This window comes from Cellulosimicrobium sp. NPDC055967, from assembly GCF_042269845.1.
Taxonomy (GTDB): domain Bacteria; phylum Actinomycetota; class Actinomycetes; order Actinomycetales; family Cellulomonadaceae; genus Cellulosimicrobium.
Genome location: NZ_JBHJYJ010000009.1, coordinates 1 through 26,386, shown reverse-complemented (window position 1 = coordinate 26,386; position 26,386 = coordinate 1). Strand labels below are relative to the sequence as shown.

The following is a 26,386-nucleotide window of genomic DNA, read 5'->3' as shown; positions in this document are numbered from 1 at the left end:
TCGCGGGACGACCCGGTCAGCAGTACAGACCCGAGCCCGGGGCGACGCCCAGGACCTCGGTGATGCGCACGTACCGGTCCACCCGGGACTGCACGGAGGCGGGATTGCCGCCGTCGCACTCGAGCGCACCGTTGAGCGAGTTGATGGTCTGGCCGAACCCGGAACCCGAGACCATCGCCTGGTGCGACGTCATCACCCCGGGGCCGTTCTGCGTGTTCCAGTACCAGAGCGCCGTCTGCCACGCGACGGACGGGTCCTCCTCGACCAGCCACGGGTCGTTCAGCAGGTCGATCCCGAGCGCGTCGCCCGCGGCCTTGTAGTTGAAGTTCCAGCTGAACATGATCGGCCCGCGACCGTAGTACGCCGTCTGGCCGGCGGGGCAGCCGAACGGCTGGGAGTAGTCACACTTGATCCAGTAGTTCGCCTCGTTGATCTCCTTCACGTACCGCAGCCCGACCGACTCGAAGTCGGCGTGCGTGAGGAACGCGGCGACCTCGCGCGTCCGCGTCTCGGGCGTGCCCGTGCTCGCGAACGCGGGGTAGGCGCCCAGCGCGTCGACGAACCCGTCGTACGTGTAGAACGGGTGCCGGTTCGGGAAGATCGCGTCGAACTCCTCGCGGCTCACGACGAAGTCGTCCCCGCCCCCGGTGCACCGACCCGCGTCGATCCAGACGCTCGTCGACCCCGGCGTCTCGCGCTGGGTCCACCAGCGGGCCGTCCAGTTCCGACCGTGGTGCGACGCCGTCTGGCCGCCCGAGTACGCCGTCGTGGCCGACCAGGTCGCGGCGCACGCGGCGCTCGCGGACGGGTCGGCGGTCGCGGACGCCGCGGACGCGCTCGCCGGAGCGGCGAGCGACGCCGCCACGACGGTCGACACCAGCGCGGACGCGACGGCCGTGAGGGCGCGCCGGAAGGGTGTGGTCATGAATCCCCCTGCTCCTGTGGGCGGCATCGTTACCGCCGCTCACAAACTAGCGCGCGACGTGTGTGCCTGACAACCAGGACTTCTGGGGGCCTCTTGACCCGGGCAGAAGATCACAGGGGCGACGGGCGAAAGCACTCGGTGTGCCGCCGAGCCGCGGCTAGGTTGGGCACCGTGACGTCCGAGACAGGAAGAAGCGCAGCCGCCGAGAAGCTCTTCGTCGTGGGCGACTTCCCCGAGTTCGCCGACACCGAGGGGACCGCTGAAGACCGGGCCCTTCCGGACAGGGCGGTGCGTGGCGAGGCGCATTGGGTTCTGAGCAGCGACGAAGGCGACGAGCTCCTCAGACAACCGGAGGACCGGGAGTGACTCCGCGTGGCCGAGACCTTCTCCGTCTCCTTGCCGAGGGATTGGGCACGAGCGACGTCGACCCCGACGACGAGCACGGCCGGTGGCACGTCTACGCCGGCGCCGTCCCGCGTGAGGGCCTCCGCCCGCTGCTCAAGGAGGCGGTCGTCGAGGGCGACGAGATGGCCCGGGTCGTCGTCGTGGACGTCCTCCAGCACGTCGACATCGCCGAGGGCCGCTCCTGGGTCGACGGTCTCGGGGCATCGCCTGGAAGAGCATTCGCAGAACGGCGACTCCGGGAATGGGCGCTGATCCGTGACCTCGTCGCTCGACCCCGGTCGATCGTCGGCGACCTTCCCGACCTCACTCTGTGGTGCCAGCGACAGCTGGTCGAGCGCGTCCCTGCTGACGTCGTCCTCGACGACCTCGCCGAGCACGGGATGTCGAGAAAGGTCCGGCACGTGGCGAGGGAACGTCGCGCGGGTCGGTGGAGGGCGGGGGAGTGAAGCGCTCCATCGCTCGGGCCGCGCACCTGCACGGCACGGTCCGCTTCCTGCTCGGGAGGTGTGAGGAAGCCGTCGCCGGTTTGCTCGGGTTCCGGATGCCCGAGCCCGATCCGTCCTGGGAAGCGCTCGGGAACGCCTGGGAGCGTCGGGCTGGAAGGGCGATTCCCGCGTCGTGGTCCCTTCGGGAGCATCTCGCCGAGCGCTGGGTGCGGTTCCACAGCCTTCCCTACTCGAAGCGATATGCCGACAGCGAGGAAGAGGCAAGGATCCTGCTCGATCGTCACCACCACGTGCTCGCGGCACTCCGCGGATCGAGCGACGAGGTCGTCGTCGTCCTGCTGAGGTGGGACGGGCAGGGGAGGTTCCGCGCGTCGCGCGAGTTCCGCAGGATCTCGAGCACCTGGCCCTTCTGGCGAGCGTTCGTCGACGACACGACCGCCGACGAGGAGAACGAAGCGATCACGGCATCGGCGTTCGTCCGCCGTCTCCCTGCTACGCGTGCGGAGCTCGACCCGTGGTTCCGGCGAGCACCAGAAGACACCGACGTGTTCGTGATCACCGACGACGCCGTCGACTGGGTGTACGCGCCGTACGACGGCGGTGCGGATGTGATCGCACCCACGGTCGAGGCACGGGACGCTCTGCGCGAGCGGTTCTCCGCGTGGCTCTCGCCTCGCACGGACGGGCTCTGAGCGCTGGCACGTCGTCGTCACACTTGCGGGCGCACGGCGGAACGGCGCCCGGCCGGCACTGGAGAGGTGCAGGTCGGACGCCGTTCACGGTCATCCTCCGGAGGACCGTCAGGCCCGCCGATCAGATGTCGTAGTAGAGCTCGAACTCGTGCGGGTGCGGGCGCAGGCGGATCGGGTCGATCTCGTTGGTGCGCTTGTAGTCGATCCACGTCTGGATGAGGTCGGGCGTGAAGACGCCACCCTCGGTGAGGTACTCCTGGTCGGCCTCGAGCGCGTCGAGGGCCTCGCCGAGGGACGCGGGAACCTGGGCGATCTGCGCGTGCTCCTCGGGCGGCAGCTCGTAGAGGTCCTTGTCGATCGGCTCCGGCGGCTCGATGCGGTTCTTGATGCCGTCGATGCCGGCGAGGAGCTGCGCGGCGAACGCGAGGTACGGGTTGGCCGACGGGTCCGGGACGCGGAACTCGACGCGCTTCGCGGCGGCGGACGAGCCGGTCACCGGGATGCGGATGCACGCGGAGCGGTTGCGGGCCGAGTAGACCAGGTTGACCGGGGCCTCGTAGCCGGGGACCAGGCGGTGGTAGGAGTTCACCGACGGGTTGGTGAACGCGAGCAGCGAGGGGGCGTGCTTGAGCAGGCCGCCGATGTACCAGCGCGCGAGGTCGGAGAGACCGCCGTAGCCCTTCTCGTCGAAGAACAGCGGCTTGCCGTCCTTCCACAGGGACTGGTGCGAGTGCATGCCCGAGCCGTTGTCGCCAAAGATCGGCTTCGGCATGAACGTGACGGACTTGCCGGCCTCGAACGCCTCGTTGCGGATGACGTACTTGAACTTCATCAGGTCGTCGGCCGCGTGCAGCAGCGTGTTGAAGCGGTAGTTGATCTCCTGCTGGCCGGCGGTGCCCACCTCGTGGTGCGCGCGCTCGACCTCGAGGCCGACCTGCTCCAGCGTCGCGCACATGTCGTCGCGCAGGTCCGCGAAGCGGTCGGACGGGGAGACGGGGAAGTAGCCGCCCTTGTAGCGCGTCTTGTACGCGAGGTTGCCACCCTCCTCCTCGCGGCCCGTGTTCCACGCCGCCTCGATCGAGTCGAGGTAGTAGAAGCTGGAGTGCTGGTTCGTCGCGAAGCGGGCCTCGTCGAAGAGGTAGAACTCGGCCTCGGGCGCGAAGAACGCGGTGTCGGCGATGCCGGTGGAGCGCAGGTACGCCTCGGCCTTTGCCGCGATGTTGCGGGGGTCGCGCGAGTACGGCTCACCCGTGAACGGGTCGACGATCGAGAAGTTCACGACGAGCGTCTTGCGCTTGCGGTACGGGTCCACGAACGCGGTCTTGACGTCCGGCACGAGCTTCATGTCCGACTCGTGGATCGCCTGGAAGCCGCGGATCGACGACCCGTCAAACATCAGGCCGTCCTCGAACGCCGACTCGTCGAACTGCGAGACGGGGATGTTGAAGTGCTGCATGATGCCGGGCAGGTCGCAGAACCGGACGTCGACGAACTCGACGCCCTCGTTCCGCGTGAAGGCGATTGCCTCCTCCGCGTTGTTGAACATCCGTTGCTCCTTGATCGGGTGGTGCCGTCGGGCTGCGCGGCGAACCTGCCGCTGACGTGGCGCCCACGAACCTAGGCCGAGGCGGTTTCCCCGCCGTGTACCCATTGTTTCGGTCGTGTTACGTCCCGCGTCCCCGTGTGACGTTCGTGCTACACGAGGGCACGCGGCAGCCGCCGGCGGGCGGTGTGCCGTTCGGCACGATACCGCCGTGGGTGCCGGAACCGTCGAGGTCGTCCACCGACCGGCACGTACCCTGGTCCCGTGGTTTCACGCGAGGACATGGGTTCGTGGCTCGAGGGCACCCCGGGCGGTCAGCAGGGCGGTCGCGGCGCGCGGCTCGGCCTCCCGCCCGACGGACCGGGCTCGCTCGCGACCCTGGGACGGCGCGTCGTCGCGCTGGTCATCGACTGGGTGCTCGCGACGCTCGTCGCGTTCCTCTTCTTCCGGCCCGCCGTGCCGGGCTTCTTCGAGGGCATCTCCGCGCTGCCGGTGTGGTCGCAGCCGCTGGTGTTCGCGATCGAGAACGTCCTGCTCGTGAGCACGCTGGGCTTCACGGTCGGGCACCGCGTGATGGGCATGCGGGTCCGCCGTCTCGCCGAGCCGGCCCGCATGGTCGGCATCGGCCGCGGGGCGCTGCGCACCGTGCTCCTGTGCCTCGTCATCCCCGCGGTCGTGTGGGACGCCGACGGGCGCGGGCTCCACGACCGCGCGGCGGGCACCGTCCTGGTCCGCACCTGACGGCGGCTCCGACCCGCGTCCCGCTCAGCGGGTCGCCCGGCACCAGCAGGTCACCCGGGACGACGACGCCCGGCCGGTGAGGAGCGAGCCTCGCCCGGCCGGGCGTCGTCGTGCAGGAGGAGGTCCGTCAGCGACCCTTGAGGCCCTTGCGATCGGGGCGGGCGCGCGTCGGGTCGATGCCCTTGGGGATCGGCAGGCGCGAGACCCCGAGGGCGCGCAGGCGCTTGGACACCTCCGCCGTCTCCGGCTTGGTGAGCGACGGCTTGAGCTTCTGGACGGCGCGCGGGAGCTTGGGGAGGGCGACCTGGCCCTCCTCGTCGCCGACCTGGATCGTCGTGATCGGCACGTTCGGCAGCACACGCGCGACGCGCTTGCGCTCGGCGTCGAGCTGACGCTTCGCGCGGTGCGCCGGGCCCTCGCTCACGAGGACGACGCCGGCGCGACCGACTCCGCGGAACACCAGGTCCTGCGTGCGCGGGTCGATCGCGACGGGCTCCTCGTCGAACGTCCAGCCACGACGGATCGTCCCGAGCGCGGCGCGCGCCGCGCCGGGCTGGCCCTCGATCTGCTGGTACGCCGCGCGCTCCGCACGGCGGGTGAGGACGAACATCGCGCCCAGCGCGGCGAACGGGATGCCGACGATGAGCGTGTAGACCCACTGGCCCCACCACAGGCCGATGCCGAGCGCGACGGCGAGGATGCCGACGAACACGCCGAGCATGACCCACGTGACCGCGGGGTCCTGCTTGCGCGTCATCTGGTACGCGGCCCACACCTGGTGGTACCAGCGCTGCTTCTTGGGCTTCTTCTGCTTCGCGACCTGCTCGCCGGCGGCGGGCGCGCCGGTGCTGTCCGAGTTCTTGCGGGCCATGCCGGTCAGTCTAGTGGGGCGAGCGGGCCAGCAGGCTCGCGGCCTCCTGGCGGGACGTCGTCGGCTCGGCGAGGTGCGCGAGCGCCGCCGGGATCTCCATGCCGCGGCGCGTCATGGCCTGGCCCCACAGACGCCCCGCACGGTACGACGACCGCACGAGCGGGCCCGACATGACGCCGAGGAAGCCGATCTTCTCCGCGGCGTCGGACAGCTCGACGAACTCCTCGGGCTTGACCCAGCGGTCCACGGGGTGGTGCCGCAGCGACGGGCGCAGGTACTGCGTGATCGTCACGAGGTCGCAGCCGGCGTCGTGCAGGTCCTGCAGCGCGTCCTTGGCCTCGTCGATCGTCTCGCCCATGCCGAGGATGATGTTCGACTTGGTCACCAGGCCCGCCTCGCGCGCCCGCGTGAGCACCGACAGCGAGCGCTCGTAGCGGAAGCCGGGACGGATCTGCTTGAAGATGCGCGGCACGGTCTCGAGGTTGTGCGCGAGCACCTCGGGCCGCGAGTCGTTCACCTCGTCGAGCAGCTCGGGGATCGCGTTGAAGTCGGGGATGAGCAGCTCGACGCCGGTGCCCGGGTTGAGCTGGTGGATCTGGCGGACGGTCTCCGCGTAGAGCCAGGCGCCGCCGTCGGGCAGGTCGTCACGCGCGACGCCCGTGATCGTCGAGTAGCGCAGGCCCATCGCCTGGACGGACTCCGCGACGCGGCGCGGCTCGTCCGCGTCGAAGTCGGCCGGCTTGCCCGTGTCGATCTGGCAGAAGTCGCAGCGCCGCGTGCACTGGTCGCCGCCGATGAGGAACGTCGCCTCGCGGTCCTCCCAGCACTCGAAGATGTTGGGACAGCCCGCCTCCTCGCAGACCGTGTGCAGGCCCTCGCGCTTCACGAGGCCCTTGAGCTCGGAGTACTCAGGACCCATCGTCGCGCGGGTCTTGATCCACTCGGGCTTCTTCTCGATCGGCGTCGCGGCGTTGCGGGCCTCGACCCGCAGCATGCGCCGTCCTTCAGGTGCGATCGTCACGGGTGTCTCCCGGTCGTCGTGGCGAGTGAGCGCCGACGTCGCGCCGAGCAGGCAGGTGGGCGGCGCACCGTTCGGGTGCGCGCGCCCGGGTACGACGCCGGACTCCGGTCAGACTACGCGCTCGCCTGCGGCGTCTCCCGCTCGCGGACCACCCTGTGGACGTGACGTCAGCGACACCCCGGTCACGACGAGCAGGACCGCCGCGACCACCGGCAGCGCGAAGGCGCTCGTCGTCGACACCGCGTCGGCGAGCGCGCCGCCGCCGGACGCGCCGATCGCGACGCCGACGACGTTGGCGCTCGCCACGAGCGTCATGGCCGACGCCGTCCGCCCGGCGGGCGCGCGGTCGCCCGCGACGGTGAACACCGTGACCATGACGGGCCCGACGAACAGGCCGGTCGCGGCGACCGCGACGACGACGGCCGTCAGCGAGCTGCTCGCGGCGGCGAGGAGCAGGGCGAGCGTGCCGGCCACGAGGCCGGCGGCGAACGTGATCCACCGGCTGCGCAGACCCCACCGGCGGGGGAGCGCGACGACTGACAGCGCGGTGACGGCGGAGCCCACGCCCATCACGGCGTAGACGAGGCCCGCGCTCCCGGGGACGCCCGCGTCGCGGGTGAGCGCGGTGAGCGCGGCCTGCGTCCCGCCGAACAGGAGGCCCATCGCGAGCATCCCGACGAGCACGACGGCCTCGCGCCGCACGAGCGCGACCGTCCCGACGGCGGTTGCCGCGCTCGTCGTGCCCGTGCCCGCGTCGGACGAGGTGGGGGAGGCGTGGAGGGTCGCGCGGGCCGTCGGGTGGAGAGCGAACGCGGTCCCGAAGACGGCGATGCCGCCCGCGGCGACGAGGACCGCGACCTGCGGCGAGCCGGCCGACGCGAGGACGCCGACGAGCGCGGGGCCGAGCACGAAGCTCACCTCGTCGGCGGTGCTCTCGTAGCTCATCGCGGCCTCGACGGTGCGCGGCTCGTCGGCGGCGAGCCGGAGCCAGCGCACGCGCGCGAGCGGACCGACCTGCGGTGCGCTCGCCCCCGTCACCGCCGCCGCGGCGAGGACGGCGGCCGTCGCCCCGGGCGCCGCAGCGGAGAGCACGAGACCGAGCACGGCGAGCGTCGCGACGGGGACGGCGACGAGCAGGACCCGGCGCTGACCGACGCGGTCGGCGAGAGCGCCCTGGGCCGGGCCGCCGAGGGCCGTGCCGAGCGCCGTCGCCGCCGAGGCGAGCCCGCCGAGCGCGACGGACCCGGTCGTCGACGACACGAGGAGCAGGGTCCCGATGGTGAGCATCGAGAACGGGAGCCGGGCGAGGAACGCCACGGGGAGGAACGCGCGCCCGGCGAGCTGCGGCAGGCGGGCGTAGCCGCTGCGCGCCGGCGCGCCCGAGCCGGGTGGTGCCGAGCGGGGCGGCTCCGGGAGGGGTGGGGTCGTGCGGGTGCGCGCCGTCGGGCGCGCGGTGGCGGTCATGCGGTCCAGGTCCTCGGGGTACGTCCTACCGCGCGCCGACCCACCCGTACTCCGGCGCGCGAGGATTCCCTGGAGCCCCCAGCCTAGCCCGCGAGCGCGTCCTGCGGGGAGGCGAGGCGCGCGTCGTCGGGCACGCTCGCGGCGAGCAGCGGCACGAGCGCGTCCTCCAGCGCGGCGACGAGCAGCGGCGCGACCTCCGCGAGCGTGACGTCGCGCCCGAGCTCGGCGGTGAGCGACGTCACGTCGGCGTCCTCGATGCCGCAGGGGACGATCCGGTCGAAGCGGGAGAGGTCGGGGACGCAGTTGAGGGCGAGGCCGTGCATCGTCACGCCCTTCGCGACGCGCACGCCGATCGCGCAGACCTTGCGCTCGCGGCGCGTCGCGTCGGCAGCGACCCAGACCCCGCTGCGCCCCTCGACGCGCATCGTCGCGAGGCCGAGCCGCGCGCACACGCCCATGACGGCCTCCTCGAGCGCGCGTACGTACGCGACGACGTCGACCGGCTCGGCGAGGCGCACGATCGGGTAGGCGACCTGCTGGCCCGGGCCGTGCCACGTGATCTTCCCGCCGCGGTCCACGTCGACGACGGGGGTGCCGTCGTCGGGCCGCTCGTCACGGCGCGTGCGGCGGCCGGCGGTGTAGACGGAGGGGTGCTCGACGAGGATCAGGGTGTCCGGGCGGGTGGTCGCGACGACGTCGTCGTGCACCGCGCGCTGGAGGTCCCAGGCCTCGTGGTACTCCGTGATCCCGGGCAGCGCGAGCAGGTCCATCGGCTCAGGTTAGCCCTCGTCGTGGGGTGCGCGGGGCAGGGTCTCGAGCAGGGCGAGGAGGGCGTCCCGCAGCGCCGCGACCTGCGCGTCGTCGAGACCGCGGGTCGCGAGCTCCTCGGCGGGACGACGTCGTGCGGCGGCCAGGCCCGCCTCGCGCCCGGCCGCGGTGATCGCGACGGCGCGGCGGCGGCGGTCGGCGGGGTCGTCGGTGCGGGTCACGTACCCGGAGCGCTCGAGCCGCGCGACGACCCGGCTCATGGTCTGCTCGGTCACGCCCGACTCCTCGGCGAGGACCCGTTGCGAGCGAGGTCCGGCGAGCAGGTGCATGAGCACGGGGAAGCCCGCATGGTTGAGGTCCCACTGCCCGAGGTGGGCGTTCCACTCCTTCTCGATGCGACGCGCGACGGCGAACAGGAGGCGGCCGGTGGCCCACTCCTGGGGGTCGGTGGGTGTGGGGTCGCCGACGTCCGGGCCGGCGTACCGCCCGGTGCTGCCGTTGCTCGACGCGTGCTCCACCGTGCATTCCTCCCTCCGCCATGGCACCATTCCTCAGCATGCTGAGCAATAGGACGGGCGGGTTCCTCCGCGGGCTGATCATTGTCGCAGTCATCGGTCTGTGGATGGCGATCGGCGCGCTGGGCGGGCAGGCCCAGGGTCGCCTGAGCAGCGTGCAGACCAACGACGCCGCCGCGTTCCTCCCCGCGAGCGCCGAGTCGACGCGCGCGGCCGAGGTCGCCCAGGAGTTCACCGACTCCGAGACCCTCCCCGCGCTCGTCGTCGCCACGACGGGCGACGGCAGCGCCCTGACGCCCGAGGACCTCGCCGCGCTGGACGCGTACGCCCAGGCGGTCCCGGACGCCCCGCTCGCCGGGACGTCGGGCGACGAGCCGGCGACCGTCGGCGACGTCTCCGTGGCCGACCCCGTCGTCGTGCCGTCCGAGGACGGCGAGGCGGCGCTCGTCGTCGTCTCGCTCGACGCGTCCGTCGCGTCCGACCGGATCGGCGCCGACGAGGACAGCGTGAGCGAGCTCGCGGTCGGCGCGCTGCGCGACCTCGCCGCCGCGGGAGCGTCCGAGGGCGGGCTCGCGGGCACCTCGCTCGACGTCTGGGTCACCGGCCCGGCCGGGTTCGTCGCCGACCTCGTCACCGCGTTCGGGGGGATCGACACCGTCCTCCTGCTCGTCGCGCTGGGCGCCGTGCTCGTCATCCTCGCGATCGTCTACCGGTCGCCGATCCTGCCGTTCCTCGTGATCCTCACGGCCGTGCTCGCGCTGACGCTCGCGGGCCTCGTCGTCTACCACCTCGCCGCGGCAGACGTCCTCACGCTCAACGGGCAGTCGCAGGGCATCCTCTCGATCCTCGTCGTCGGCGCGGCGGTCGACTACTCGTTGCTCGTCGTCGCGCGGTACCGGGAGGAGCTGCGCCTCGTCCGCTCGACCACGACGGCGCTGCGCCGCGCCGTGCGCGCGTCCGTCGAGCCGATCGCGGCGAGCGCGGGGACCGTCATCGCGGGCCTGCTGTGCCTGCTCCTGTCCGACCTGTCGTCCAACCGCAGCCTCGGCCCGGTCGCCGCGATCGGCATCGCCGCAGCGTTCGTCGCGGCCCTCACGCTCCTCCCGGCGCTCCTGCTCGTCGCGGGCCAGCGGTCGCGCGGCCTCTTCTGGCCGCGCATGCCGCGGTACGAGGGCGCGCACGCGCAGCACGACGGCGCCGCGGCGGGCGCCCGGCCCACGACGGTCGAGAGCGACGACGCGGTGCGCGTCGACGGCCACGGCGTGTGGTCGCGCGTCGCGAGCTTCGTCGGCCGGCACGACCGGCGCGTGTGGGTCGTCACGGCGCTGGTCCTCGCCGCGTGCGCGGCGTTCGTCCCGACCCTCGACGCCGACGGCACCGGCGACTCGGAGGTGTTCCTCGCGGACGTCGACTCCGTCGCCGGCGAGGCGGCGCTCACGGAGCACTTCGAGGGCGTCTCCGCGCAGCCCGCGATCGTGGTCGCCCCCGAGGAGGACCTCGACGCGGTCGTCGCGGCCGCCGAGGGCACCGAGGGCGTCTCCACGGCCACGCCGGTCACCGACCAGCCTGCCCCCGCGCCGGGTGCACCCGCGCAAGGCGACCCGCTCGTCGTCGACGGACAGGTGCGGGTCGACGTCACGACCGCCGCGCCGTCGGACAGCCAGGAGGTCGTCGAGACCGTCTCGGCGCTCCGTGACGCCGTGCACGAGGTCTCGCCCGAGGCGGTGGTCGGGGGCGCCGCCGCCGAGCGCCTCGACACGCAGCTCGCGGGCCAGCGCGACCTGCGGGTCATCGTGCCGGTCGTCCTCGCCGTGATCCTGCTGATCCTGATCCTGCTGCTGCGGTCGGTCGTCGCGCCGGTCCTGCTCATGCTCGCCAACGTGCTGTCGTTCGGCGCCGCGCTCGGCGTCGCCGCGATCGTGTTCGACCACGTGCTCGACTTCCCGGGCGCCGACCCGGCCGTCCCCCTCTACGCGTTCTGCTTCCTCGTCGCGCTCGGGGTCGACTACTCGATCTTCCTCATGACGCGCGTGCGGGAGGAGAGCCTGCGGGTCGGGACGCGACGCGGCGTCCTGCGGGGGCTCGCGGTCACGGGGTCGGTCATCACGTCGGCGGGCGTGGTGCTCGCGACGACGTTCGCCGCGCTCGGCATCATCCCGCTGCTGTTCCTCGCCCAGCTCGCGTTCATCGTCGCGTTCGGCGTCCTCGTCGACACGCTCGTGGTGCGGTCGCTGCTCGTGCCCGCGCTCGTGCACGACGTCGGCCGGCGGGCCTGGTGGCCGAGCGCGCTCGGGCGCACGGACCGGGGCCCGGGGGAGCCGGGTCAGCCCGCGGGGAGCGGCTCGGCCGGGCAGTCCTCGAGCACGCGCGCCATCGCCTCGGACTCCGACGGCGTCACCGCGAGCTCGTAGGCGGTCTTCACCGCGACCTGCCGCGCGACGTACGGGCAGCGGAACGCGTGGTTCGGGGGCAGCCACGCGGACGCGTCGCGCGCGCCCTTGGACTGGTTCGCCGGGCCGTCGGCCGCGAGGAGGTTGAGCGGGTCGTTGGCGAACTGCCGGCGCGTCTCCTCGTCCCACGCGCGGGCACCCTTGCGCCACGCGTCGAGCAGCGGGACCACGTGGTCGATCTGGACCGCCATGCTGGTCGCGTTGCCGCGGCGGAAGTCGATGGTCTCGCCGGTGTACGGGTCCTGGAACGTGCCCGTACGCACCTCGCAGACCTCGCCCCGGGTCGAGAACGTGAGGTCGGTGAGGTCGCGCGCGAGGATGTCGTTGCGGGTGTCGCAGCCGTTGCCGTCGACGTCCGCCCACGCGGGACCGAAGAGCCCCCGCTCGTAGCCCGTGTCCGGACCGGGCCCCTTCACCTCGAGCCCCGCCAGCGCCTCGAGCGCGCTGCCCGGGGTCGGGGCCGGCTCGTCGTCGGCGGCGACCGACTGCTGGTTGATCACGTTCGCGACCACGATGGCGACCGCCAGGGCGATCAGGACGTAGCGCAGGACGCTCCGACGAGGGACGCGGCGGCTCGTGGTGCTCAAGGGACGACCTTCCCGAAACCGATTCTCGGCCCGACCCGCGCGAGACGGTACGCAGCGCTCCATACCGGACCAACGCGCACATTCTGCCAGGTCTGCGGGGGTGCTCGGACCACACCGGCGGATGCCTCCGGCACCGGTCGCGCTCACGGCTAGATTGGTCGGCATGGACACCGCCGCACGCACGCTCAGGGTCGGGATCGTCGGGTACGGGGGAGCAGGGCGGGGCATCCACGCGCGCCTCGTCCGCGAGGCCGGGCACGTCGTCACGGCGGTCGTCGTCCGGTCGCCCGAGCGCCGCGCCGCCGCCGTCGAGGAGTGGCCGGACGTGCACCTGCACGACGACCTCGACGCGCTCCTCGCCGACCGTGCCGCGTACGACGTGGTCGTCGTCGCGAGCCCGTCGGCCCTGCACGCCGACCACGCCACCGCGCTCGCCCGGGCGGGCGTCCCCGTCGTCGTCGACAAGCCGCTCGCGCTCGGCGCCGCGGCCGCGGGCGCCGTCGTCACCGCGGCCGAGGAGGCGGGCACACCCCTCACCGTCTTCCAGAACCGCCGCTGGGACCCCGAGCAGCTCACCCTGCGCTCCGTGCTCGACCGCGGCGAGATCGGGCGCGTGCACACGTTCGAGCGGCGGTGGGAGCGGTGGCGCCCCGTGCCGCAGCAGCGATGGAAGGAGAACGACCCCGTCGGCGGCGGCCTGCTCCTCGACCTCGGGCCGCACCTCGTCGACTCCGCGACCCAGCTCTTCGGGCGCGTCACCGGCGTGTGGGCGGAGCTGCGCTCGCACACCACCCCCACCGAGGACGACGTCTTCCTCGTGCTCCACCACGAGCCCGACGCCGACGGGAACGCGGTCGTGAGCCGCCTCTGGGCCGGCTCCGTCGTCGGTGCCCCCGGTCCCCGCACGCGCGTGCTCGGGACGGCCGGGGCGTACGTCGTCACGACGTTCGAGAACGACGCGTCGCCGTTCGAGGTCTTCGACGACGCCGCCCCCGAGGGCACGCTCGGCTGGGTCACGCGCGGTCGCGAGCGCGAGCCGGTCGCGCAGGCACCGGGCGGTCACGCCGACTTCTACCGCGCCGTCGCGGCCTGGATCCTCGACGGCGGTCCCGTCCCCGTCGACCCGCGCGACGCCGTCCGCACCGCCGAGGTCCTCGACGCCGCCCGCCGCAGCGCCCGCGAGGGCCGCCTCCTCGACGTCTGACCGCACTCGGGCGGGGGCGGGCGCAGGCCCGGTCAGCCGCGCGCCCGGGCCCGGACCGGGCGCGCACGGCCGAGGACGCACCGCGATCCGGCCTGTGGACAACGGCACGGCGAGGTCCGGCACGCGGTGTGATGGAGGCATGACGTCGTCGACGTCGCGCCGTGCGCGACCGCCCGTGGAGTCCGTCGCGGACCTGGTTCCCGTGCTCGCGGCAGCGGGGTGGTCGGTGCGGCGGGAGCCCGGCGCGACCGGCGGGTTCGTCGCGTACGACGACGTCGGCGCGGTGTGCGAGGTCGCGCGGCTGGCGGTCCCCGAGGAGCCGGGGGCTCGTGCGGCGCTGGTCGAGCACCTGCACGCCCTCGCCGAGGAGCACGAGCACGTCGTGGCGGTGCGTGGTGTCGTCGAGGCGGGGGAGTCGTCGCTCGTGGTGCTCACCGACCACGTCGACGGCCTGCGCCTCGACGAGCTGGCGGCGGCCCGCGAGCCCTTCCGGGCCGCCGAGGCGGTCACGGTGCTGGTCCCGGTCGCGCAGGGCCTCGCACGGCTCCATCGGGACGGGCGTGCGCACGGGAGCCTCGAGGCGGCGTCGGTGGTCGTCACGCCGAGCGGGCGGGCGGTCCTGCGCCCGGCGCTGGCGCCCGCGCGGGGGACCGCCGCGGACGACGTGCGTGACCTCGCCCGGCTCGTGCTCGACCTCGTGCCGCCCCCCGCGTCGAGCCACCCGTCCTACCGCGCGACCGGCGACCCGGACGAGGCGCGCGACCTCGCGGCGCTGCACGCCGAGCTCGCGGTCGCGCTGCGCGACGAGCCGTCCGCGCGTCCCGCGGCGGGGACCTTCGCCGCGCGCTGCTACGACGCCGTGGAGCCGCGACCGGTCGTGATGCCCGACGCCGCGCGTCTCGTGGCGGGTGCGTTCGGTGGTCGGCGGACCGTGCGGCCCGGCGTCGAGGGGCCGACGGCGGCCGGGAGCGCCGCGCGTGGCGGGACCCGGTCCCGTGGGCGCGGCGCCCGGGCACGACGGCGACGGGCGGTCCGCGCCGTCGGCACGAGCCTCGCGATCCTCACCGGGTGCGCGGCGCTCGTGGTGCTCCTGGTGCACCTGGGGCCGTCGCGGACGGCCGCGCCCGACGGTGGCGAGCAGGCGCCGGGCACGGTCACGACCGCCGTCGAGCCGGACGGCGCCGCGAGCGCGGTGCTCGACCCGGACGATCCGGGCGGCGCCGCACGTGCGCTCACGGCGCGCCGGCTCGCGCTGCTCACCGAGGGCACGGGCGACCTGTCGTCGGTGGTGGTCGCGGGCTCGTCGGCGGAGGCGCGCGACGCCGCGGTGCTGGCGGCGCTCGAGGGCGTGGACGTGCTCGACGCGCGGGCGGAGGTCTTCGACGCCCGGCCCGCCGACGACCGGTCACCCGCGACGGCCGGGACGGGCACGCAGCCCGCCGACGCGGTCGTCGAGGTCGACTACGCCGTCAGCGCGCACCGGCAGCGCACGGTCGACGGCGAGCTGCACGTGCCCGCGACGCCGCGGACCACCGTCGTGCTCGTGCTCCGCTGGACCGACGACGGGTGGCGTGTCGCCGAGGTGCGGTGACGCGCACCGTCGCGGGCCCCGGTCCGGCTCGTCTCGGCCCGGCCCGGCCGTCGGGACAGGAGGTCAGCGACGCTCCGCGACCCGCCGGGCGGCGTCGTCGAGGAGGGGGTCGGAGAACGTGAACCCGCTCGCCTCGAGCACGGTCGGGAGGGCGCGCTGGGAGCCGAGGATGTCGGACGCCAGCTCGCCCAGCACCACGCGCAGCGCGACGGACGGGACGGCCAGCGCGGCCGGGCGGTGGAGCTCCCGCGCGAGCGCGCGGGTGATCTCCGCGTTGGTCGCCGGGTGGGGGGAGCAGAGGTTGACCGGCCCGTGCACGGGGGCGGTGAGCAGGTGGCGCAGCGCGTCGACCTCGTCGCGCAGCGTGATCCAGCTCCAGTACTGGGTGCCCGGGCCGAGGCGTCCGCCGACGCCGAGCCGCAGCAGCGGGAGGAGCCGGCCGAGCGCGCCGCCCTCGGAGGAGAGCACGATGCCCGTCCGGGCGTGCACCACGCGGACGCCCGCCTGCTCGGCCGGCGCCGTCGCGGCCTCCCACTCCCGGACCAGCCGGGCGAGGAACCCGTCACCCGACGCCGACGTCTCGGTGAGCACCTGCGCGCCCCGGTCGCCGTAGTAGCCGATCGCGGAGCCCTGGACCCAGACCGGCGGCGGCGCGTCGAGACCGGCCATGGTCCGGGCCAGGAGGCCGGTGGTCCGGGTCCGGGACGTGACCAGCGTGCGCTTGTACTCGGTCGTCCACCGGTGGTCGCCGATCCCTGCGCCCGCGAGGTTCACGACGGCGTCGGCCCCCTCGACCACGCCGGGGTCCAGGACGCCGGCGTCCGGGTCCCACTCGTGCTCGTCGGACGTCTGCGGGGCACGCCGCACGAGCCGGCGCACGTGGTGGCCGTCCTCGCGCAGCCGCTCGAGCAGCTCGCCGCCGATGAATCCGTGCGAGCCCGCCACGACGATGTCCATGGGGCCACGCTACGGGGCCGCGACCGTCCCGCGCACCCGTGACCGGGAACTTCTCCGCCACCCGGCCCGCGCCAGGTCACGGGAACGCCGCGAGGCCCCGACCGTAGTGGTCGGGGCCTCGCGGCGTGCGTCGGGAGCGCGGAGCGTCAGAGGCCGACCTCGGCCTCGAACGCGCCCTCCTCGATGCGGTTCTTGATCGTGGTGAGGAAGCGCGCGGCGTCCGCTCCGTCGACCAGGCGGTGGTCGTAGGACAGGAAGATGAAGCACGTCGAGCGGATGCCGATCGTGTCGTTCCCGTCCGCGTCCGTCACGACGACCGCGCGCTTGGTGATGGTCCCCGTGCCGAGGATCGCCACCTGGCCGACCGGGACGATCGGCGTGTCGAAGACGGCGCCGCCCGAGCCGGTGTTGGTGATCGTGAACGTGCCGCCCGCGAGCTCGTCCGGCCCGACCTTGTTGGCACGCGTGCGCGCGCCGAGGTCGGCGATCTTGCGCGCGATGCCGGCGAGGTTGAGGTCGCCCGCGTCCTTGATCACGGGGACGACGAGGCCGCGCTCGGTGTCGACCGCGATGCCGACGTTCTCCTGGCCGTGGTAGGTGATCTCGTCCTCGGCGAAGGTCGCGTTGATCTTCGGGTAGGCCTTGAGCGCCTCGACCGCGGCGAGCGTGAAGAACGGCAGGAACGTGAGGTTGGCACCCTCGCGCGCCTTGAAGTCCGCCTTGGCGCGGTTGCGCAGGGCGGCGACGCGCGTGACGTCGACCTCGACGGCCGTCGTGAGCTGGGCCTGGGTGGTCAGCGCCTCGACCATGCGGCTCGCCACGAGCTTGCGCAGGCGGCTCGTCTTCTCGGTCGTGCCGCGCAGCGGCGAGACCGCCGGGACGGAGGCCTTCTTCGGGGCACCACCGGCCGCAGGTGCCGCGGGAGCGGCGGCTGCCGGCGCGGCCTTGGCCTCCTCGGCCTTGCGGGCGGCCTCGAGCACGTCCTCCTTGCGGATGCGGCCGCCGACGCCCGTGCCCGAGAGGGTCGACAGGTCGACGCCCTTGTCCGCCGCGAGCTTGCGCACGAGCGGGGTGAGGTACGTGCCGCCGGCCTTCGCGGCCGGGGCCGGGGTCGCACCCGGGGCGGACGGCGCGGCGGGCTTCTCGGCCGCGGGAGCAGGGGCGCTCGTGGCCGGGGCCGGCGTCTCCTCCTGCGCGGCCTGGGCGGGGACGTCCGCCTCGCTCGCCGGGGTGCGCGCCTCGGTCGGAGCCTGGGCGGGGGCAGCCTCCTGCTTCGGGGCCTCCTGGGCGGGCTCGGCCGGGGCCGCGGGGGCGGCGGCCGGTGCGGCGCCCGAGCCGACGATCGCGAGCACGGTGCCGACCTCGACCGTCTCGTCCTCCTGGACGAGGATCTGCTGGACGGTGCCGGCGACGGGGGAGGGGACCTCGGTGTCGACCTTGTCGGTCGAGACCTCGAGCAGCGGCTCGTCGACCTCGACGGTGTCGCCGACCGACTTGAGCCACCGGGTCACGGTGCCCTCGGTGACGGACTCGCCGAGCGCGGGGAGCGTGATCTCCTCGCCGCCCGACGCCTGGGCGGGAGCGGCCTCCGCGGCGGGGGCGGGCTGCTCCGCGGGGGCGGCGGCCGGGGCCTCCTGCTGGGCCGGCGCGGGCTCGGGCTCGGCCTGGGGGGCGGGCTCCTCGGCCGCGGCGGGGGCGGGCGCGGCGTCGCCGCCGCCGGAACCGTCGCCGATCACGGCGAGGTCGGTACCGACCTCCACGGTCTCGTCCTCCTGGACGAGGATCTGCTCGAGCACGCCCGCGACGGGCGAGGGGATCTCGGTGTCGACCTTGTCGGTCGAGACCTCGAGCAGCGGCTCGTCGACGGCGACGGTGTCGCCGACCGACTTGAGCCAACGGGTGACGGTGCCTTCGGTGACGGACTCGCCGAGGGCCGGCATCTGCACGTTCTCAGACATGACCTGCCTGGTCTCCTTCGATCGTTGGGGTCAGTTGTGGGCGTGCAGAGGCTTGCCGGCCAGGGCCAGGTGCGCCTCTCCGAGTGCCTCGTTCTGGGTGGGGTGGGCGTGGACCAGGGCGGCGACGTCCTCGGGGTACGCCTCCCAGCCCACGATGAGCTGCCCTTCGCCGACGAGCTCGCCGACGCGCGCGCCGATCATGTGCACGCCGACGACGGGCCCGTCCTTGCGGCGCACGAGCTTGACGAAGCCGCTGGTCGCGAGGATCTTGCTCTTGCCGTTGCCGGCGAGGTTGTACTCGAGGGACTCGACCTGGTCGGCCCCCCACGTCTCGATCGCCGCGGCCTCCGTGACGCCGACGGACGCCACCTCGGGCTCGCAGTACGTGACGCGCGGGATCGACGACTCGACGATCGGCGTCGGGTCGAGCCCGGCGATCTGCTCCGCGAGGAAGATGCCCTGCGCGAACCCGCGGTGCGCGAGCTGGAGGCCGGGCACGATGTCGCCGGCGGCCCAGATGTTCCCGACGCCCGTGTGCAGGCGCTCGTCGACGATCACGAACCCGCGGTCGAGCGTGATGCCCTGCGCCTCGAACCCGAGGTCCGCGGTGCGCGGCCCGCGCCCCACGGCGACCAGCAGCAGCTCGGCCTCGAACGTCTTGCCGGACTCGAGCGTGACGGTGACGCCCGAGTCGGTCTCCTTGACGCCCGCGAACCGGTCGCCGAGCGAGAACTTGATGCCGCGCTTGCGGAAAGCCCGCTCGAGCGACTTGGAGAGCGCCTCGTCCTCGTTGGGCACGAGGTGGGGCAGCGCCTCGACGATCTGGACGTCGGCGCCGAACGACTTCCACACGCTCGCGAACTCGACGCCGATGACGCCGCCGCCGAGCACGACCACCGACGTGGGCACGCGGTCGAGCCCCAGCGCCTGGTCGGACGTGATGACGCGGCCGGCGATCTCGAGGCCCGGGAGCGAGCGCGAGTACGAGCCGGTCGCGAGCACGACGTGGCGGCCGGTGTAGCGGGTGCCGTCGACCTCGACGGTGTCCTGCGACACGAGCCGGCCGTGCCCCTCGACGAACGTGATGCCGCGCGAGGCGACGAGCCCCTGGAGTCCCTTGTAGAGCCCGGCGACGACGCCGTCCTTGTAGCCGTTGACGCCCGCCATGTCGATGCCCTCGAGCGTGCTGCGGACGCCGAACCTCGCGCCCTCCCGGGCGCCGTCGGCCAGCTCGGCCGCGTGGAGCAGGGCCTTGGTCGGGATGCACCCGTTGTGCAGGCAGGTCCCACCGAGCTTGCCCGACTCGACGAGCGCGACGGAGAGGCCGAGCTGGGCGGCGCGCAGCGCGGTGGCGTAGCCGGCGCTGCCTCCGCCCAGGACGACGACGTCGAATGGTGTGCCGGGTTCGGCCACGTGCGACTCCTTCAGCGAGGGGAGAGCGAGGGCGGACGTGCACGGCACGTCGACGGGCCGGACGGGAACCGCTGGCCCACGGTGCGTGAACGTTCTCCGGGTGCCATCTTGGCACCTCGGGGACGGGCTCCCCAATCGAAACCAGGGCCTCGCGGCTGTGACGCTGCAGACAGCGGGCCCACCGTATGACCAGGGTCACGCTGTACCCTGCCGCTTGTGCCCCGGCTGCCCAAGCTGTCCAGCCTGTTCTCCCGCCGCCCCGCGCCGACCCCGTCCGCGAGCGGCGCCGCCGCCGCGCCGTCGGACGCCCGCCGCGCGACGCTCGCGCACCTCCAGGACTTCGTGCGCACGCGCGTCGGGGTCGAGGCGTACGTCGAGCCGCCCACGCAGGACACGGGGGCGACGCTCCTGCTCATCGCGACGACGGGCGAGTGGACGCGGCGGCGCGTCCCGGACGAGAAGACGGCGTTCGACGTCGCCGGCTCGCTGGGCGTGCCGGTCTACAACGTCCGCTTCACCGGCTACCCGCAGCGCATGCGCGACTGGAACTCGCGCCAACGCCGTCGCCGGACCTCCTGACACCGCCCGACCAGGCGACCTTCCGGCGTCGAGCAGGTGGCCCTGGTCCGGTCGCCCGGACGGACCAGGACCACCTGCTCGACGAGGCCGGGGTCAGCGGCGGGCGCGACCCTCGACGAGGCCGAGCAGGGTGCGGACGGCGACGCCCGTCCCGCCCACCGGGGTGTAGCCGTGCGCGGAGCCCTCGTTGAACGCCGGGCCGGCGATGTCGAGGTGCGCCCACGGCGTCTCCCCGACGAACTCCTGGAGGAACAGGCCCGCGACGAGCATGCCGCCGAACCGGTCGCCGATGTTCGCGAGGTCCGCGACCTTCGACTTCAGCGACGCGCCCAGCTCCTCGGGCAGCGGCATCGGCCAGAACTGCTCGCCCGCGGCGTCGGCTGCCGCGACGACCTCGGCGCGCACGTCGTCGGCGCCCATGACGGCGGAGACGCGGTTGCCGAGCGCGACCATCTGCGCGCCGGTGAGCGTCGCGACGTCGAGCACGACGTCCGGCTTCTCCTCGACCGCGGCGACCAGGCCGTCGGCCATGACGAGACGGCCCTCGGCGTCGGTGTTGAGCACCTCGACGGTCTTGCCGCCACGGATCGTGATGACGTCGGACGGGCGCTGCGCGGTGCCCGACGGCATGTTCTCCGCGAGGCACAGCCAGCCGGTCACGGCCACGGGCAGCCCGAGGCGCGCGGCGGCGACGACCGTCTGCAGCACGGCGGCAGCGCCGGCCATGTCCGACTTCATCGCCTCCATGCCCTTGGCGGGCTTGATCGAGATGCCGCCCGAGTCGAACGTGATGCCCTTGCCCACGAGCGCGACCTTCGCGGCGGGCCGCGACGGCGCGTAGGCGACCTTGACCAGGCGCGGCCCGCGCGCCGAGCCCTGGCCCACGCCGACCAGACCGCCGTAGCCGCCCGCGGCGAGCGCCTTGTCGTCGAGCACCGTGACCTTGAGGCCCTTGGCGCCCGAGTCCTTCACGGCCTGCTTCGCGACGTCGGCGAACGCGGCGGGGAAGAGGTCGTTGGGCGCGGCGTTGACGAGGTCGCGTGTCGCGTTCACGGCCGCCGCGACGACCTTCGCCCGCTCGACCGCGGCCTTGGCCGCGGAGCTGCGCGTGCTCCCGGCGAGGACCTCGACGGTCGCCGGCGGGCGGCTCGCGGCCGACGACGCGGCCTCGCCCGTGCGGTAGCGCGCGAACGCGTAGGCGCCGAGCAGCGCGCCCTCGGCGACGGCGCCGAGCTCGGCCTCGTCCTCGACGGGGAGCGCGACGGCGACCGACGCCGTCCCGGCGAGCGCGCGCAGCGCGGCACCGGCGGCGCGGCGCAGCGCCTCGGCGCTGAACGTGCCGTCCGCGCGCCGCGCGCCGAGGCCCACGAGCACGAGCACGTCGGCCTTGAGCTCGGGCCCGGCGGGCACCTTGCGGACCTCGTCGGCCGCGCCCGTGATGCCGAGCGCGGGTGCGAGGTCCTCGAGCGCGGCGACCACCGGACGGGGCAGGTCGCCCCCGACGATCGCGACGCCGTCGGACGTCGTGTGGGTGCCGACGACGAGTGCGTCGACCTTGGCACCGGCGGGATTCTTGCTGGAGACGGTCAGTTCAGCCACCCCGCGATGCTATCTCCGGGCGCGCCACCTCTGCCCCCGCGAGGCCCGCGGCACCTGTGGACCGATTCCGTGGCCGCGGGCCGCCCCCGGTACGCTCGGCCGCGTGGTCCTTCCCCTCCTGCTGCTCGTGGTCGCGGCGTGCGTCGCGCTCGCCGGCTGGGCGCTCGTGTTCGTCGCGCGCGACCGCGCGGTGATCCTGCGCCAGCTCTGGGGAGCGGCGGTGATCGAGGGGCTGATCCTCGTGCAGGCGGTCGTGGTGGGCGTGCTCGGCGCCACCGGCACCGCGCCGAGCGACCCCGTGCTGCTGTGGGGCTACCTCGTGACCACCCTCTTCATCCTGCCCGTCGCCGCCCTGTGGGCCTTCGCGGAGCGCTCGCGCTGGAGCTCCGTCGTGCTCGCGGTCGCCGCGCTCACCGTCGCGTTCCTCGAGTGGCGCCTGTGGCAGATCTGGAACGTCTGACCTGGAGGACCTCGCCATGAGCGCACCCGCCGCCCCGGCCGGGACGCCGCACCCGCGCCGCACGAACACCGGCTTCGGCCGGGTCCTCGTCGCCGTGTACGGGATCTTCGCGCTCGCAGCCTCGGCACGCGCCGCCGTGCAGCTCCTGCGCGACTGGCACGAGGCGCCCCTCGCGTACGCGCTGTCGGCGCTCGCCGCGGCCGTGTACGTCGTCGCGACGGTCGCGCTCGCGCGGGGCGGTGAGGTCGCGCGCCGCGTCGCGTGGGTCGCGGTGGGCGTCGAGCTCGTCGGCGTGCTCGCCGTCGGCGCGTTCTCCCTCGCCGACGCCGCGGCCTTCCCGCGCGCGACCGTCTGGTCCGGCTTCGGACAGGGCTACGGCTACGTGCCGCTCGTCCTGCCGTTCGTCGGCCTGTGGTGGCTCTGGCGCACCCGCCCGGGCGCCGCGTCGTCGGCCGGCGCCACCCCGAGCGCCAGCCCGAGCACCACCAGCACCCGCACCGACACCGACGCCCCGGAGGACGCCGCATGACCCGCCGCCGCCCGCTCCTCTACGGACTGCTCTTCGACACCGTCTTCCGCCGCATGGACCCCGAGCGCGCGCACCACGTCGCGTTCGACCTCATCGGCGCCGTCGGCCGCGTGCCGGTGCTGCGCGACGTCGTGCAGGGGGCGCTCGCGCCCTACCTGGGCCGCGGGGCCGGGGGCCGGGGCAGCGTCGAGGTCCTGGGCAAGGTCTTCCCCGCGCCCTTCGGTCTCGCGGGCGGGTTCGACAAGGACGCGCGCGCCGTGCGCGGGCTGACGATGCTCGGCTTCGCGTTCGTCGAGATCGGCACGGTCACCGCGCACGCGCAGCCGGGCAACGAGAAGCCGCGGCTGTGGCGCGAGCTCGACGTCATGGGCGTGCGCAACCGCATGGGCTTCAACAACGAGGGGGCCGCGGCGGCCGCCCGCCGGCTCGAGGCGCTGCGCTCGACGAGGTCGGGGCGCGCCGTGCTCGTGGGCGCCAACATCGGCAAGACGAAGGTCACGCCCGCGGCCGAGGCCGCGGCGGACTACGCGACGAGCGCGGGGCTGCTCGCGCCGTACGCCGACTACCTCGTCGTCAACGTCTCCTCGCCCAACACCCCGGGCCTGCGCGACCTCCAGGAGGTCGAGTCGCTGCGCCCGATCCTCGTGGCGGTGCGCGAGGCGGCCGACGCCGCGACCACGGACGCGGGCGTCGCCCGGGTGCCGCTGCTCGTCAAGATCGCGCCCGACCTCGCGGACGAGGACGTGGACGCGGTCGCCGACCTCGTCGACGAGCTCGACCTCGACGGCGTCGTCGCCGTCAACACGACGATCGGGCACGACCGCGGGCCCGGCGGGCTCTCCGGCCCGCCCGTCCGTGCCCGGGGCCTCGCCGTGGTCGCGCGCCTGCGCGAGCGCCTCGGCGCGCGTCGCGCGATCATCGGCGTCGGGGGCATCACGACCGCGCACGACGCCCGCGACTATCTGCACGCGGGTGCCGACCTCGTCCAGGGGTACACCGGGTTCCTCTACCAGGGCCCGCTCTGGGCGGCGCGCATCAACCGGTCGCTCGCACGCCACCCGGAGCCGGGCGAGCACGTGCGCGGCGCCGAGGCGAGGGAGGCACGATGATCCGGCCGCAGTGGGTCTGGGAGCTCGACGACGCCGAGGGCGGCGTCCTCGCCACGCCCGTGAGCCCCGTCTTCACGACGCAGTACGACGCGGAGCAGTGGCTCGGCGAGACCTGGCGCACCCTGGCGGCCGAGGGCGCCGCGGTCGCGCGGCTCCTGCACGACGGGACGCAGGCGACCGCGCCCGTGGAGCTCCGCGCGCGCTGACCGCGGACGCCCGCTCGCGGACGGCCCAGGGCGTCGTCAGCCCGCCACGCGCGCCCACGCCGCGGCGAGCCGGGACACCGCCCGCTCCAGCTCCTCGGGCGGGCGCGAGAACGTGAGGCGCAGCCGGTCCGTGGCGCTGCCGTCAGGGGTGAAGGTGGGGCCGGCGTTGACGAGGACGCCCTCCGCGGCCGCCGCGGCGGCGAACGCCTGGGCGACGGGTGCGCCGACGTCGACCCACAGGGACAGCCCGCCCTCCGGGACGTGCACGCGCCAGTCGGGGAGCGCCGCGCCCAGGAGCCCGCACAGCTGGTCGCGCTGCGTGCGCAGCATCCTGCGGCGCTCGGCGAGCACGCTGCCCGCGTCGTCGAGCAGCTCGACGACGGCGAGCTGCTCGAGCACCGCGGTCGCGATGTCGGCGGACTGCCGGGTGCGCGCGAGCCGCGCGACGAGGTCGGGGTGCGCGCGGACCCACCCGACGCGCAGCCCGCCCCAGAACGACTTGGACGCCGACCCCACGGTGACGACGTACGGCGACGTCCCGTCCCCGGCGAGCGGTTCGGCGACGGGGCCGACGGCGTCGGGGTCGCCGTCGAGGTCGAGGTCGGTGAGGGTCTCGTCCCCGACGACGGTCACGCGGTGGCGCGCGGCGGCGTCGCGCACCCCCGCCCGCTCCTCGGGGGTGAGCGTGTACGCGGTCGGGTTGTGGAAGTCGGGCACGAGGTACACCAGCCGCGGCGAGACCTGGCGCAGCGTCGAGCCGAAGAGGTCGACGTCGAACCCGGGTGCGTCCCGGTCGCGGCCGGGGTGCGGCTCCCGGTCGCCGCGCCCGACCGGGACGGGCACGAGCCGTGCCCCGGCGCGCCGCAGCGCCTCCATCGCGTGGTAGTAGGTGGGCGACTGCACGACGGCGCGGTCGCCGCCGCCGAGGAGCGTGCCCGCGAGCGTGGTGATCGCGTGCTGGGCGCCGGTCGTGACGAGGACCTCGTCGGGCGTCGTCGGCGTGCCGCGCCGGGTGTGGTGGTCGGCGATCGCCTCCCGCAGGACGCCGACGCCGTACGGCTCGTACCCGCCCCCGGACAGGTACTCGGGGAGGCGCTCGAGCGCGCGCGAGTACGCGCCGTGCAGCCCGCTCGGGGCGGCGGAGGTCGCCTGGGAGAGGTCGGCGAGGTCGATCGGCGCGACGTGGGGCGCGGGCGCGGGCGGGGCGTCGCCCCCGTGGGCGCGGGGCGCGGACCGGGGCCGGGTCGCGCGGGGGAGCACGACGACGGTCCCCGACCCGGTGCGCGAGCGCGCGAAGCCGAGCTCGCGCAGCCGCCCGTACGCGGCCGCCGTGGTGGTGCGGGAGACGCCGAGCGCGGCGGCGAGGTCGCGCTCGGAGGGGAGCCGCGTGTGCGGGGCGAGCGTGCCGGCCAGGACGGCGGCACGCAGGCCGTCGGCCAGCGCCGTGTACGCGGGGCCGCCCGCGTGCCAGCGGCCCAGGAGCCGCGCCGCGGCGGCGGGGGAGAGGTGGCGGTGGACGTCGACGGACCCGGGCGGGGCGAGGCTCATGGGGCCACTCTCTCGCGATTGGCTATGGATGTCGATGCCACTTGGTCGTCAGGATGGCTCGCATGAGCCCCGCCCGTCGTGCCGTCCAGCTCCTCCTCGGCCTCCTCGCCTACGCGCTCTCCATGGCGATGCTGCTCCACGCGGGCCAGGGCGGGATGCCGTGGGACGTCCTGCACCAGGGCGTCGTGCTCCGCACCGGGCTGCCGTTCGGCGTCGTCGTCGGCTCGCTCAGCGTGCTGGCGCTGCTCGCGTGGATCCCGCTGCGCCAGCGCCCCGGTGTCGGCACCGTCGCGAACGTCGTCGTCATCACGCTGACCATCGACCCCGCGATCGCGCTCGTGACGCGCCTCGTGCCCGACCCCGGCGTCGCGGCGAGCGTCGCGCTCGCCGTCGGCGGGATCGTGCTCAACGGGCTCGCGACGTCGGCGTACCTCGGGGTGCGCCTCGGCCCCGGCCCGCGCGACGGGCTCATGACCGGCCTGGTCGCGCGCACGGGGTGGTCGGTGCGCCTCGTACGCACGCTCATCGAGGTCGTCGTCGTGTCGGTGGGCTGGGCGCTCGGCGGCACGCTGGGCTGGGCGACCGTCGCCTACGCGCTGGGCGTCGGGCCGATCGTCCAGCTCACCGGGCGCTGGTTCGCCCCGCGGGGGCTCGTCACGCCGCGCCCCGCACGCGCCCGGGCGCGCCGTCGGGCGCACGCCAGGACGGGACCGCGGGAGCCGGTCCCCGCGACCACGGGCCTCCGGCCGGGCGAGGGAGGCATGCCCGAGCCCGGCCGGTGAGGAGACGGCGACGGCCCCGGCGG

The 26,386-nt window shown here is 74.5% G+C and carries 26 protein-coding genes; 13 read left to right on the top strand and 13 right to left on the bottom strand.

All coding sequences use genetic code 11. The features are described from left to right. Nucleotides 1-16: 16 nt before the first annotated feature. A complete protein-coding gene (locus tag ACFC2L_RS12945) occupies nucleotides 17-925 on the bottom strand; it encodes a glycoside hydrolase family 19 protein (protein ID WP_375824714.1) in 909 nt (302 codons plus the stop codon). 171 nt (nucleotides 926-1,096) lie between these two features. On the opposite strand from ACFC2L_RS12945, the gene ACFC2L_RS12940 reads away from it, so the two are divergent. Genes ACFC2L_RS12940 through ACFC2L_RS12930 form a run of 3 tightly spaced genes read left to right on the top strand, consistent with a single transcriptional unit; the run spans nucleotide 1,097 to nucleotide 2,468 of the window. Further along, nucleotides 1,097-1,291 (top strand): hypothetical protein, encoded by a 195-nt coding sequence (locus ACFC2L_RS12940; protein ID WP_375824713.1) that lies wholly within the window; start codon nucleotides 1,097-1,099, stop codon nucleotides 1,289-1,291. Between the two features lie 41 nt (nucleotides 1,292-1,332). After that, nucleotides 1,333-1,776, top strand: a complete 444-nt coding sequence (locus tag ACFC2L_RS12935) for a hypothetical protein (RefSeq protein ID WP_375824712.1) — start codon at nucleotides 1,333-1,335, stop codon at nucleotides 1,774-1,776. Further along, complete coding sequence (locus ACFC2L_RS12930) at nucleotides 1,773-2,468, top strand: hypothetical protein (protein ID WP_375824711.1); 696 nt, start codon at nucleotides 1,773-1,775, stop codon at nucleotides 2,466-2,468. Before ACFC2L_RS12935 ends, ACFC2L_RS12930 begins: the two co-directional genes overlap by 4 nt. A gap of 121 nt (nucleotides 2,469-2,589) precedes the next feature. Here ACFC2L_RS12930 and glnA read toward each other — a convergent pair whose 3' ends face one another. Then, nucleotides 2,590-4,014 (bottom strand): type I glutamate--ammonia ligase, encoded by a 1,425-nt coding sequence (gene glnA / locus ACFC2L_RS12925; protein WP_375824710.1) that lies wholly within the window; start codon nucleotides 4,012-4,014, stop codon nucleotides 2,590-2,592. A 261-nt stretch (nucleotides 4,015-4,275) separates the two neighbouring features. On the opposite strand from glnA, the gene ACFC2L_RS12920 reads away from it, so the two are divergent. Further along, a complete protein-coding gene (locus tag ACFC2L_RS12920; protein ID WP_253050147.1) occupies nucleotides 4,276-4,752 on the top strand; it encodes an RDD family protein in 477 nt (158 codons plus the stop codon). A 127-nt stretch (nucleotides 4,753-4,879) separates the two neighbouring features. Here the strand turns inward: ACFC2L_RS12920 and ACFC2L_RS12915 are convergent, their stop codons facing one another. From ACFC2L_RS12915 to ACFC2L_RS12895, 5 genes are all read right to left on the bottom strand, one after another. Next, nucleotides 4,880-5,623: a DUF4191 domain-containing protein gene (locus tag ACFC2L_RS12915; protein ID WP_047233940.1), complete on the bottom strand. Its 744-nt coding sequence runs from the start codon at nucleotides 5,621-5,623 to the stop codon at nucleotides 4,880-4,882. Between the two features lie 10 nt (nucleotides 5,624-5,633). Beyond that, nucleotides 5,634-6,644 (bottom strand): lipoyl synthase, encoded by a 1,011-nt coding sequence (gene lipA, locus ACFC2L_RS12910; RefSeq protein WP_375824708.1) that lies wholly within the window; start codon nucleotides 6,642-6,644, stop codon nucleotides 5,634-5,636. Between the two features lie 108 nt (nucleotides 6,645-6,752). Continuing rightward, the gene (locus ACFC2L_RS12905) at nucleotides 6,753-8,108 is read right to left on the bottom strand and encodes an MFS transporter (protein WP_375824707.1); all 1,356 of its coding nucleotides are present in this window, start codon (nucleotides 8,106-8,108) and stop codon (nucleotides 6,753-6,755) included. A gap of 83 nt (nucleotides 8,109-8,191) precedes the next feature. After that, nucleotides 8,192-8,878, bottom strand: coding sequence for a lipoyl(octanoyl) transferase LipB (lipB, locus tag ACFC2L_RS12900; RefSeq protein ID WP_375824706.1), 687 nt, complete (start codon nucleotides 8,876-8,878; stop codon nucleotides 8,192-8,194). 9 nt (nucleotides 8,879-8,887) lie between these two features. Continuing rightward, nucleotides 8,888-9,394, bottom strand: coding sequence for a MarR family winged helix-turn-helix transcriptional regulator (locus ACFC2L_RS12895; RefSeq protein ID WP_375824705.1), 507 nt, complete (start codon nucleotides 9,392-9,394; stop codon nucleotides 8,888-8,890). Between the two features lie 38 nt (nucleotides 9,395-9,432). Between ACFC2L_RS12895 and ACFC2L_RS12890 the strand changes: the two genes are divergently transcribed. After that, a complete protein-coding gene (locus ACFC2L_RS12890; RefSeq protein ID WP_375824704.1) occupies nucleotides 9,433-11,802 on the top strand; it encodes an MMPL family transporter in 2,370 nt (789 codons plus the stop codon). On the opposite strand, the gene ACFC2L_RS12885 is transcribed toward ACFC2L_RS12890, so the two are convergent. Next, nucleotides 11,715-12,428 carry an HNH endonuclease family protein gene (locus ACFC2L_RS12885; RefSeq protein WP_375824703.1) on the bottom strand — a complete coding sequence of 238 codons (714 nt, stop codon included), beginning with the start codon at nucleotides 12,426-12,428 and terminating at the stop codon, nucleotides 11,715-11,717. The genes ACFC2L_RS12890 and ACFC2L_RS12885 overlap by 88 nt on opposite strands. 163 nt (nucleotides 12,429-12,591) lie before the next feature. Here ACFC2L_RS12885 and ACFC2L_RS12880 point away from each other — a divergent pair, with 163 nt between their 5' ends. Together ACFC2L_RS12880 and ACFC2L_RS12875 are read left to right on the top strand one after the other, a co-directional pair. After that, nucleotides 12,592-13,632 carry a Gfo/Idh/MocA family protein gene (locus tag ACFC2L_RS12880; protein WP_375824702.1) on the top strand — a complete coding sequence of 347 codons (1,041 nt, stop codon included), beginning with the start codon at nucleotides 12,592-12,594 and terminating at the stop codon, nucleotides 13,630-13,632. A 139-nt stretch (nucleotides 13,633-13,771) separates the two neighbouring features. After that, nucleotides 13,772-15,223, top strand: a complete 1,452-nt coding sequence (locus ACFC2L_RS12875; RefSeq protein ID WP_375824701.1) for a hypothetical protein — start codon at nucleotides 13,772-13,774, stop codon at nucleotides 15,221-15,223. A gap of 63 nt (nucleotides 15,224-15,286) precedes the next feature. Here the strand turns inward: ACFC2L_RS12875 and ACFC2L_RS12870 are convergent, their stop codons facing one another. The 3 genes from ACFC2L_RS12870 to lpdA all read right to left on the bottom strand — a co-directional run bounded on the left by ACFC2L_RS12870 (nucleotide 15,287) and on the right by lpdA (nucleotide 19,551). Next, a complete protein-coding gene (locus tag ACFC2L_RS12870; RefSeq protein ID WP_375824700.1) occupies nucleotides 15,287-16,180 on the bottom strand; it encodes a TIGR01777 family oxidoreductase in 894 nt (297 codons plus the stop codon). Nucleotides 16,181-16,326: 146 nt separating this feature from the next. Beyond that, complete coding sequence (gene sucB / locus ACFC2L_RS12865; RefSeq protein WP_375824699.1) at nucleotides 16,327-18,138, bottom strand: 2-oxoglutarate dehydrogenase, E2 component, dihydrolipoamide succinyltransferase; 1,812 nt, start codon at nucleotides 18,136-18,138, stop codon at nucleotides 16,327-16,329. Nucleotides 18,139-18,168: 30 nt separating this feature from the next. Further along, complete coding sequence (gene lpdA / locus ACFC2L_RS12860) at nucleotides 18,169-19,551, bottom strand: dihydrolipoyl dehydrogenase (protein ID WP_375824698.1); 1,383 nt, start codon at nucleotides 19,549-19,551, stop codon at nucleotides 18,169-18,171. A gap of 216 nt (nucleotides 19,552-19,767) precedes the next feature. Here lpdA and ACFC2L_RS12855 point away from each other — a divergent pair, with 216 nt between their 5' ends. Then, nucleotides 19,768-20,130 carry an oxidoreductase gene (locus tag ACFC2L_RS12855; RefSeq protein WP_375824697.1) on the top strand — a complete coding sequence of 121 codons (363 nt, stop codon included), beginning with the start codon at nucleotides 19,768-19,770 and terminating at the stop codon, nucleotides 20,128-20,130. Nucleotides 20,131-20,223: 93 nt separating this feature from the next. On the opposite strand, the gene ACFC2L_RS12850 is transcribed toward ACFC2L_RS12855, so the two are convergent. Then, the gene (locus ACFC2L_RS12850) at nucleotides 20,224-21,729 is read right to left on the bottom strand and encodes a leucyl aminopeptidase (RefSeq protein WP_375824696.1); all 1,506 of its coding nucleotides are present in this window, start codon (nucleotides 21,727-21,729) and stop codon (nucleotides 20,224-20,226) included. A 103-nt stretch (nucleotides 21,730-21,832) separates the two neighbouring features. Between ACFC2L_RS12850 and ACFC2L_RS12845 the strand changes: the two genes are divergently transcribed. The 4 genes from ACFC2L_RS12845 to ACFC2L_RS12830 are packed head-to-tail and all read left to right on the top strand — an operon-like array spanning nucleotide 21,833 to nucleotide 24,033. Continuing rightward, nucleotides 21,833-22,189: a hypothetical protein gene (locus ACFC2L_RS12845; protein WP_375824695.1), complete on the top strand. Its 357-nt coding sequence runs from the start codon at nucleotides 21,833-21,835 to the stop codon at nucleotides 22,187-22,189. Nucleotides 22,190-22,205: 16 nt separating this feature from the next. After that, a complete protein-coding gene (locus tag ACFC2L_RS12840) occupies nucleotides 22,206-22,718 on the top strand; it encodes a hypothetical protein (RefSeq protein ID WP_375824694.1) in 513 nt (170 codons plus the stop codon). Continuing rightward, the gene (locus tag ACFC2L_RS12835) at nucleotides 22,715-23,827 is read left to right on the top strand and encodes a quinone-dependent dihydroorotate dehydrogenase (protein WP_375824693.1); all 1,113 of its coding nucleotides are present in this window, start codon (nucleotides 22,715-22,717) and stop codon (nucleotides 23,825-23,827) included. Before ACFC2L_RS12840 ends, ACFC2L_RS12835 begins: the two co-directional genes overlap by 4 nt. Next, a complete protein-coding gene (locus ACFC2L_RS12830) occupies nucleotides 23,824-24,033 on the top strand; it encodes a hypothetical protein (RefSeq protein WP_375824692.1) in 210 nt (69 codons plus the stop codon). Before ACFC2L_RS12835 ends, ACFC2L_RS12830 begins: the two co-directional genes overlap by 4 nt. A gap of 36 nt (nucleotides 24,034-24,069) precedes the next feature. Here the strand turns inward: ACFC2L_RS12830 and ACFC2L_RS12825 are convergent, their stop codons facing one another. Further along, entirely contained in the window at nucleotides 24,070-25,581 is a 1,512-nt protein-coding gene (locus ACFC2L_RS12825; RefSeq protein WP_375824691.1) for a PLP-dependent aminotransferase family protein, read from the bottom strand. 62 nt (nucleotides 25,582-25,643) lie between these two features. Here ACFC2L_RS12825 and ACFC2L_RS12820 point away from each other — a divergent pair, with 62 nt between their 5' ends. After that, complete coding sequence (locus ACFC2L_RS12820) at nucleotides 25,644-26,363, top strand: YitT family protein (RefSeq protein WP_375824690.1); 720 nt, start codon at nucleotides 25,644-25,646, stop codon at nucleotides 26,361-26,363. Nucleotides 26,364-26,386: the final 23 nt, after the last annotated feature.